The organism is Sulfurimonas sp., assembly GCF_027056685.1.
GTDB lineage: Bacteria > Campylobacterota > Campylobacteria > Campylobacterales > Sulfurimonadaceae > Sulfurimonas.
In genome coordinates this window covers 1-7679 of the sequence record NZ_JALUKE010000200.1, presented here as the reverse complement: position 1 = coordinate 7679, position 7679 = coordinate 1, and the positions used below count along the sequence as shown (strand labels likewise).

General features: G+C 34.7%; 7 protein-coding genes, 1 tRNA gene and 1 pseudogene. 4 read left to right on the top strand and 5 right to left on the bottom strand.

Annotation, left to right across the window (positions count from 1 at the left end; all coding sequences use genetic code 11):
• The first annotated feature begins 112 nt into the window (after positions 1 to 112).
• Genes MVY38_RS08895 through MVY38_RS08880 form a run of 4 tightly spaced genes read left to right on the top strand, consistent with a single transcriptional unit; the run spans position 113 to position 2941 of the window.
• Positions 113 to 523, top strand: coding sequence for a hypothetical protein (locus MVY38_RS08895; RefSeq protein ID WP_297485363.1), 411 nt, complete (start codon positions 113 to 115; stop codon positions 521 to 523).
• Entirely contained in the window at positions 523 to 963 is a 441-nt protein-coding gene (locus MVY38_RS08890) for a hypothetical protein (protein WP_297432908.1), read from the top strand. Before MVY38_RS08895 ends, MVY38_RS08890 begins: the two co-directional genes overlap by 1 nt.
• 57 nt (positions 964 to 1020) lie before the next feature.
• Positions 1021 to 2466 carry an IMP dehydrogenase gene (gene guaB / locus MVY38_RS08885; protein ID WP_297485361.1) on the top strand — a complete coding sequence of 482 codons (1446 nt, stop codon included), beginning with the start codon at positions 1021 to 1023 and terminating at the stop codon, positions 2464 to 2466.
• Positions 2459 to 2941, top strand: coding sequence for an RDD family protein (locus MVY38_RS08880; protein WP_297485359.1), 483 nt, complete (start codon positions 2459 to 2461; stop codon positions 2939 to 2941). Before guaB ends, MVY38_RS08880 begins: the two co-directional genes overlap by 8 nt.
• 94 nt (positions 2942 to 3035) lie before the next feature.
• On the opposite strand, the gene MVY38_RS08875 is transcribed toward MVY38_RS08880, so the two are convergent.
• From MVY38_RS08875 to MVY38_RS08855, 5 genes and pseudogenes are all read right to left on the bottom strand, one after another.
• Positions 3036 to 3110 (bottom strand) — tRNA-Asn (locus tag MVY38_RS08875).
• A gap of 71 nt (positions 3111 to 3181) precedes the next feature.
• Positions 3182 to 4942 (bottom strand): nucleoside-diphosphate sugar epimerase/dehydratase, encoded by a 1761-nt coding sequence (locus MVY38_RS11055; RefSeq protein WP_366939786.1) that lies wholly within the window; start codon positions 4940 to 4942, stop codon positions 3182 to 3184.
• The gene (locus MVY38_RS08865; RefSeq protein WP_297485357.1) at positions 4943 to 5524 is read right to left on the bottom strand and encodes a sugar transferase; all 582 of its coding nucleotides are present in this window, start codon (positions 5522 to 5524) and stop codon (positions 4943 to 4945) included.
• A gap of 14 nt (positions 5525 to 5538) precedes the next feature.
• Complete coding sequence (locus tag MVY38_RS08860; protein ID WP_297485355.1) at positions 5539 to 6666, bottom strand: DegT/DnrJ/EryC1/StrS aminotransferase family protein; 1128 nt, start codon at positions 6664 to 6666, stop codon at positions 5539 to 5541.
• Positions 6667 to 6669: 3 nt separating this feature from the next.
• Positions 6670 to 7679 (bottom strand): annotated as a pseudogene (locus tag MVY38_RS08855) (peptide-binding protein); the annotation flags it as partial.

The window sequence follows — 7679 nt, the reverse complement described above, 5'->3', positions numbered from 1 at the left end:
TAACCTTCACCGTAGCTACGGCTACGCTGAAGAACATCTGCCTTGATTAAAACTCTCTATAAATTGCTGAAACATATCTAAGTTTTGCAAGAAGTCTATTAAAGGAGAAAAAATGGCATATTTTGACAAAGTAAAAGTAAAAGATAAACTCTATGGGCTTGTTTTTGGAGCAGGTAAAGTTTCACAAGTTTTTGATGATTCTCATTATAAAATGATGGTTAAATTTAAAAATGGACATGAAGTTCCTTATACAGAAGATGGTATTCCAGGATGGGGAAACTTTAAGAAGCAAACTATTTTTTTTAAAAATGATATTGATTTAACAGATGTGGATTTTGCTCCAGTTAATAAAGTTCTCTCACCAAAGAAAATTATAAAACTTCGTGAAAAGAAAAAGCTTGAAGTTCGTCTTCCTTCAGGTATTTGGACAAACTGTACAAAATGTGTTAAAGGATATGTAGAAGATATGCTTGAATCTGAGAACTACCACCTCTTTAGAAAAGCTTCAAAGAAAGATAAATAATGCTTTATACGATTATTCACACTATTCATATCTTCTCTGTCTTTATTTATGGAGGATTTCTTTTTACAGATAATCTTTTTATGATGAAAATGAAACAATCTTTATCAGAAGAAGAACATAAAAAAGCTCGTGAAGCTATTATGGTACATGTAAGAAAAGTAGTTCCTAAGGCTTTGATTGTCGCTGTAATAACGGGGAGTTATCTTTTTACACAAGTTTTTGGAGAAATAGCTCCCGAGGGGCTTTCTTCTTTTCAAATTGCCCTCTCCATAAAAGCATTTTTAGGATTATGGCTTGGCTTTCGAGGTATCAATCAAGTTTTTTTTGGTATACAGCCATGGGTATTTAAAAGTCATCTTTTCCCATTTATTTTAGTAATTATTATAATCTTCTTATCTCAATTTATGTTTTTGGATTTTACTTCTATTTTAGCACAATAAAGGTATAATGCAAAAATTTTAAACACCAAACTTTTATAACTCTGCAAAAGGATAACCATGAGAATTCGTAAACGCGCCCTCACATTTGAAGATGTACTTTTAGTACCACAATATTCTGAAGTATTACCAAAAGAGGTATCACTTGAGACAAAACTTACTCGTAACATCAGCCTTAAAATTCCGATGGTATCAGCTGCCATGGACACAGTAACTGAATACCGTGCAGCTATTGCAATGGCTAGACTTGGTGGTATAGGAATTATCCATAAAAATATGGATATTGATACACAATGTAAACAGGTAAAAAAAGTTAAAAAATCTGAAAGTGGAATCATAATAGACCCTATTTATGTACATCCAGATGCTACGCTTGCTGATGCAGAAGAGCTTATGAATGAGTTCAAAATTTCTGGTGTTCCTGTAGTTGATGGACATAACAAACTTCTAGGTATTCTTACAAATCGTGATATGAGATTTGAAAAAGATATGCGTAAAAAAGCTAGTGAAGTTATGACAAAAATGCCACTTATTACTGCTTCAAAAGGCATTAGCCTTGATGATGCAGCAGATATAATGCATAAAAATAAGATTGAAAAACTCCCTATTATTGATGACGAAGGCTTTTTAAAAGGTCTTATTACTATCAAAGATATTAAAAAACGCATTGAATACCCTAACTCAAACAAAGATGCTTTTGGTCGTCTTGTTGTCGGTGCAGCTATTGGCGTTGGGCAAATGGACAGAGCAAAAGCACTTGTTGATGCAGGTGCTGATGTACTCGTACTTGACTCTGCACATGGACATTCTAAAGGTATTTTAGATACTGTGCGAACAATCAAAGAGACACTTGAAGTAGATGTTATTGCTGGAAATATTGCAACAGCAGAGGCTACGGAGGCGCTTATTGAAGCAGGAGTAGATGCAGTTAAAGTTGGTATTGGACCTGGTTCAATCTGTACTACCAGAATAGTTGCTGGTGTTGGTGTACCACAAATTTCTGCGATTGATGAGTGTGCAGGAGCTGCACGCAAACATGGTGTTCCTGTTATTGCTGATGGCGGGATTAAATACTCTGGAGATATTTCAAAAGCACTTGCAGTTGGTGCTAGTTGTGTTATGGCTGGTTCTTTGCTTGCTGGTACTGAAGAGTCCCCAGGTGATACTATTATGTTCCAAGGTCGTCAATACAAATCATACCGTGGTATGGGAAGTATTGGGGCTATGCAAAAAGGAAGTACAGATAGATATTTTCAAGAGGGAACTGCATCTGATAAACTTGTACCGGAGGGAATTGAAGGTCGTGTACCTTTTAGAGGTTCTATTGCCGGTATTGTTCACCAAATGATGGGTGGTCTTCGTTCATCTATGGGTTACTGTGGTAGCGAAAGTATAGAAGCATTCTGGGATAAATCAGAATTCGTTGAAATTACATCTGCAGGGCTTAAAGAGTCTCATGTTCATGATGTAATCATCACACAAGAAGCACCAAACTACCATGTCTAACTCTGAAGTTCGATATGCGGGTTTTTGGATCCGTTTTATCGCTTCATTTTTAGACACTCTCTTTCTCGCTCTACCAGTTGGCGTCCTCATCTACTTTTTAAGTGATGGCAATTGGTTTGACTTTGCACAGTACCAACAAAACATACAAATGGCAATGAGTGGTAATCCACATGCACTTGACAGCCAGCCACATACCTCATTTTCTTGGGAAATACTCTTTGAAATATCTGTTTTTGTTATTACCATACTTTTTTGGGAAAAATGGCGTGGAGCAACACCCGGCAAGAAATTTGTACATATCAAAATCGTAGATACAAAAACATACAAAGATATAACAAATCAACAAGCCATCACCCGTTCATTAGGCTATATCCCTTCTATGTTCTTCTTTATTGGCTTTTTGATGGTTGCGTTTAGAAAAGACAAAAGAGCTCTACACGACCTCTTAGCAGGTACTGCAGTTATATATGAGTAAAAGATTAGAAATAGGAAATATTTAGTGACACACTTGGGCATGGTAGCTAAATAAATCAGTTGGAAAGTCCGTATTTAAGGGGTTATAAATGTTGTGGCTCCGGATGCTGGATTCGAACCAGCGACCAAGTGATTAACAGTCACCTACTCTACCGCTGAGCTAATCCGGAATGTGTAGCGAAATTTTATCTAAAAATTATTAAATTAATATAAAATATCGCATACTTTTATAATGTATTTATTAATTTAGCTGGTGATTAAATTCTGGAACAATCTTTTTTAGTTTTTCAAGCTTACTATCACTAGCTACAAGCTCTTTTATATCGTTATTAAGCCTCTCTATATCATATAGTGTAGGCTGTGCAACAGTGATAGACTCATACTGCGTTTGGACATCGCCATCATTAAGGAGAAGTTCTTCATAGAGCTTCTCACCTGGGCGGAGACCTATAAACTCTATGCCTATATCATTTCTACCACTAAGTTCTATCATTTTCTTTGCTAAATCAACAATCTTAACAGGTTCACCCATATCTAAAATAAAAATCTCTCCACCACTTCCAATAGCTCCAGCTTGCAGCACAAGCTCACATGCCTCAGGAATAAGCATAAAGTACCTTGTAATATCAGGATGTGTTACCGTAACATTCTTTCCTTTATCTATTTGATCTTTAAATTTTGGAATTACACTTCCGCTTGAAGCAAGTACATTTCCAAAACGTACGGCTACTATATCTGTGCCAAGACCATTAGAATTTTGAGCATAAAGTTCACAAATTCGCTTTGTTGCACCCATTACATTTGTTGGACGAACTGCTTTATCTGTTGAAATCATTACAAACTTGTCAGCACCATGTTTTATGGCCATATCAATGACATTTTTTGTACCTACTACATTGTTCAAAATAGCTTCTGTTACATTGACTTCAACAAGAGGCACATGTTTATATGCTGCTGCGTGAATAACAATCTCTGGTTTATACTTTTCAAAAGTTTTATTTAGCAATTCTAAATCATGTATATTTTCCATAACAGCTGCTGTTGGTATATCTTTTATCTCTTGCTCAATACTGTATAGATTAAATTCACTATGGTCAAGTAAAATCAACTTTTTCACACCATATTTTTCACACTGACGACAAATTTCACTTCCAATACTTCCACCCGCACCAGTCACCAAAATAATTTTATCTTTTATAAAATTTTCAATAGTCTCTTTATCTAAATCTTTGGGGTGACGAGCAAGCAAATCTTCAACTGATAAATTTACGAGACTATTTTTTCCATAATCACTATTAGTATTAAAGATTTTGATTTCATTAATATTTAATTTCTTAATTTTCCCATAAAAATCTTTAACAGCAAATTCATCTGAAATAATGACACTTTGTAATCCCTGATGAAATTCCATTATCTCTGCATAGCTCTTAACCCTTACTCCATTGATTTTAATACCAGCAGTCATATCATCCCAAATCACAACAGGCCAATAATCATGATCTGATTTTAAAAGTTTTCTTGTTATCTCTTCTGCCCTTTGAGGGGATGCAATAATGAGAGTTGGTTTACCAAGAGAATGTTTAGAATAAACCTCTAAAAAAAATCTTTTACTCACTCGTGATGAGAGGATAAATAAAAAACTTAATAAAAATTCTATTGGAATAACAGATCGAGGATAACCAGCAAAAAAACTTCCTCTAAAAAGATATACTAAAGCTGTAAATAAAAGAGTTGAACTCAACAATACATATGTTATTTGAACCTGATCTTTAAAACTAAAATAACGCCATGATATTTGATAAATATCTAAAATATAGAATAAGCCTATTCTCATAATACCTAAGATTATAAAGGTCTTATAAACATCATCAATATACTGTTTTTCTATTATAAAATCAAAACGCAATAAAAATGCGATATAAGTTGCAACACTAATAGCAATAAAATCTAAAAGAATAAAAAAGAGTGTACGCTTTGTATTTGTTGGAGTTAAAAAGTTCAATTAGATTACCTTTAATGTATGCAAGAGTAGTTTTATATCATTTGTAAATGAGATATTATCAATGTAATTATAGTAAAGTTCTATTTTCTTGGGCAAGATAATCTCAAGATATGTCTTCTCTTTATCCTCATAAATATTCATAATCGTCTCTTCATTACGAAACTCTATAGCTGCATTATCTGTAATACCAGGTCTCACACTGAGTACTTTTTTGTATTCATCTCGTTTTTTAGCAACAAATTGCATCACTTCTGGACGAGGACCTACAAGAGACATATCGCCTTTAAGTACATTGAGTAGTTGTGGGAGTTCATCTATTTTCGTTTTTCGGATAAACCTTCCAACCTCTGTAATGCGAGGATCATCGCCACTTGTCACACTTGGACCTATTTTATCTGCATCTACAACCATCGAGCGAAATTTATAAATATCAAACTCTTTAAAATCTTTTCCTACACGCTTTTGTATATAAAAAAGCGGCCCTTTGGAACTGAACTTGATCCATACTGCAATAAGCACCAAGATAGGAGAGAGAATTATAATCCCTATAAACGCAGCAATAAAATCAAAAATTCTTTTCAAATACAATCTATACATCAACCGACAAGCTCACTTACCTGTTCTATCACATACGCCACCTCTTCATCAAGCATATCAGGGTAAATAGGCAAAGATAAAGAACGCTCAAAGACAGCATTTGCTACTGGATATGCTTCGTTTTCGTATGCATAACGCTCTTTATAGTAAGGGTGTTTATGAATAGGAATGAAATGGACACTACACCCTACTCCTCGCTCTTTTAGCTGCTCTATCACCTCATCTCTGTTTGCAATTTTTATGACATAGAGATGCCAAGAGCTCTCTCTGTCATCTTTTACAAAAGGGAGTGTAATGTTTTTATTATCTCTAAACGCAGCGTTATATGTCTGGGCAATTTTTGCACGTTTTTCGCGCAACATCTCTTGCTTTTTGAGCTGTACCATACCTATAGCTGCGTTTATATCTGTAGTATTGTACTTACAACCATTATCCACTATTTCATAATACCATGCGCCTTTTGTGGTGTATCTGTCCCACGCATCACGGCTAATACCGTGAAGTCTGTTAATGCGCATATTTTTTGCATACGCAGCATTGTTCGTCGTTGCCATACCACCCTCACCTGTGGAGAGGGTCTTTGTGGCATAAAAACTAAAACAGGTAACATCACTTTTTCGCAGGTTACCTATTTTTACACCTTTATAGCTACTAGGAATTGCATGTGCGGCATCTTCTATCACTTTAAGGTTATGCCTTTGAGCAATCTCATAGATTTCATACATATCACAAGGCTGCCCTGCAAAGTGTACGGGAATAATAGCTCGTGTTTTTTCAGTGATAAGCGCTTCAATCTTCGAGACATCAATGTTATGCGTATCTTCTTCGATGTCACATAGCACAGGTATAGCATCAAAATAGGTTACAACTTCAGCGGTTGCCACAAAAGTGTTTGTAGGTACTATAACTTCATCATCTCGTTGCAGTCCAATTGCTTTGAGAGCCAAATGCAGTGCTGCTGTTGCAGAGTTTACACTAACTGCTTCTTGTGAGCCGATGTAATCTTTAAACTCTTTTTCAAACGCAACTGTTTTTGGACCCATAGTCACCCAGCCAGACTTTATAGCCTCTGTTGCTGCGTTTATCTCTTCATCTGTAGTATGAGTACGGTGAAATGGTATCTGCATAGTCTATCTCTTAAGTTTGTAAATTTTAACTAAAGGATTTAGAATGACTGGTTCAAAAAGATTTCTGTCATAGTTTTCAAATACAAAAAGTTGTATAAATACAGAGTTATACATTTTATCGTCTAAGACTAAAATTGTATTGTAACTTTTCTTATATATCATATTCAATCGTGAATTATAGTCAAGAATTTGATCTTCTTTTTGGAGCTTTCCTTGTTTATTATAGCTTACAACAGAAAAATGTTTTATAGGTATTTTTCGATTACCCAGTAGCAATTCACCCGTATTATTTAAAAAACTCACACCATGTCCAAGCATGAGTTTATTACCAACTTGTTTAAAATTTTGAGACACAAAAAAGAAATGGTTTGCTTCCTTATTTCCTGTATTTAAGTCAAGATTAGAAAAGACTGCCACAGTTGGAAAAATATTTAACATTCTATTTGGTAAATACAGATATATATCTCTAGTTTTTTTAGGAAGTTTATAATCACTTAATTTCATCTCATCCAGTACATCATTCGCATCCAAAGCAGTCCCATTGTGCTCAAAAATATAATCTGCCACTGGCGTATAAGCAAGCTGTTTTTTTACATATTTTTCAACAGATGTTCTAGCCAAATTAGCTGCTTGCATCTGAGAATCTGTCGTAAGTATCTGAGAGATAATAAAATTATCTGCATGGTGTTTTCCACCATCTATAAGTGTATTTGTATCTGAATAGTACCAAATAGGATAACCATAATCCCACCATGTTAATGTGTAATCTTTTGGCGTAGCAACATTTTTTAGTTTATCAAGAATTTTTACCTCTTCTTGATTAAAAACAGTAGGTACTTTATACGCAATAATATGCCTAATATTTGGATATAAAAACGCTACTGTTGCTAAAGCAAGAAGAGCATATTTTGCTTTATCTTTTAGTCCAACTCTCTCAATTATGAAATAAGCCACATATACTGCACCAATTGCCATGGCAGGAATAGCATACACAGTAAATCTAAGACCACCAA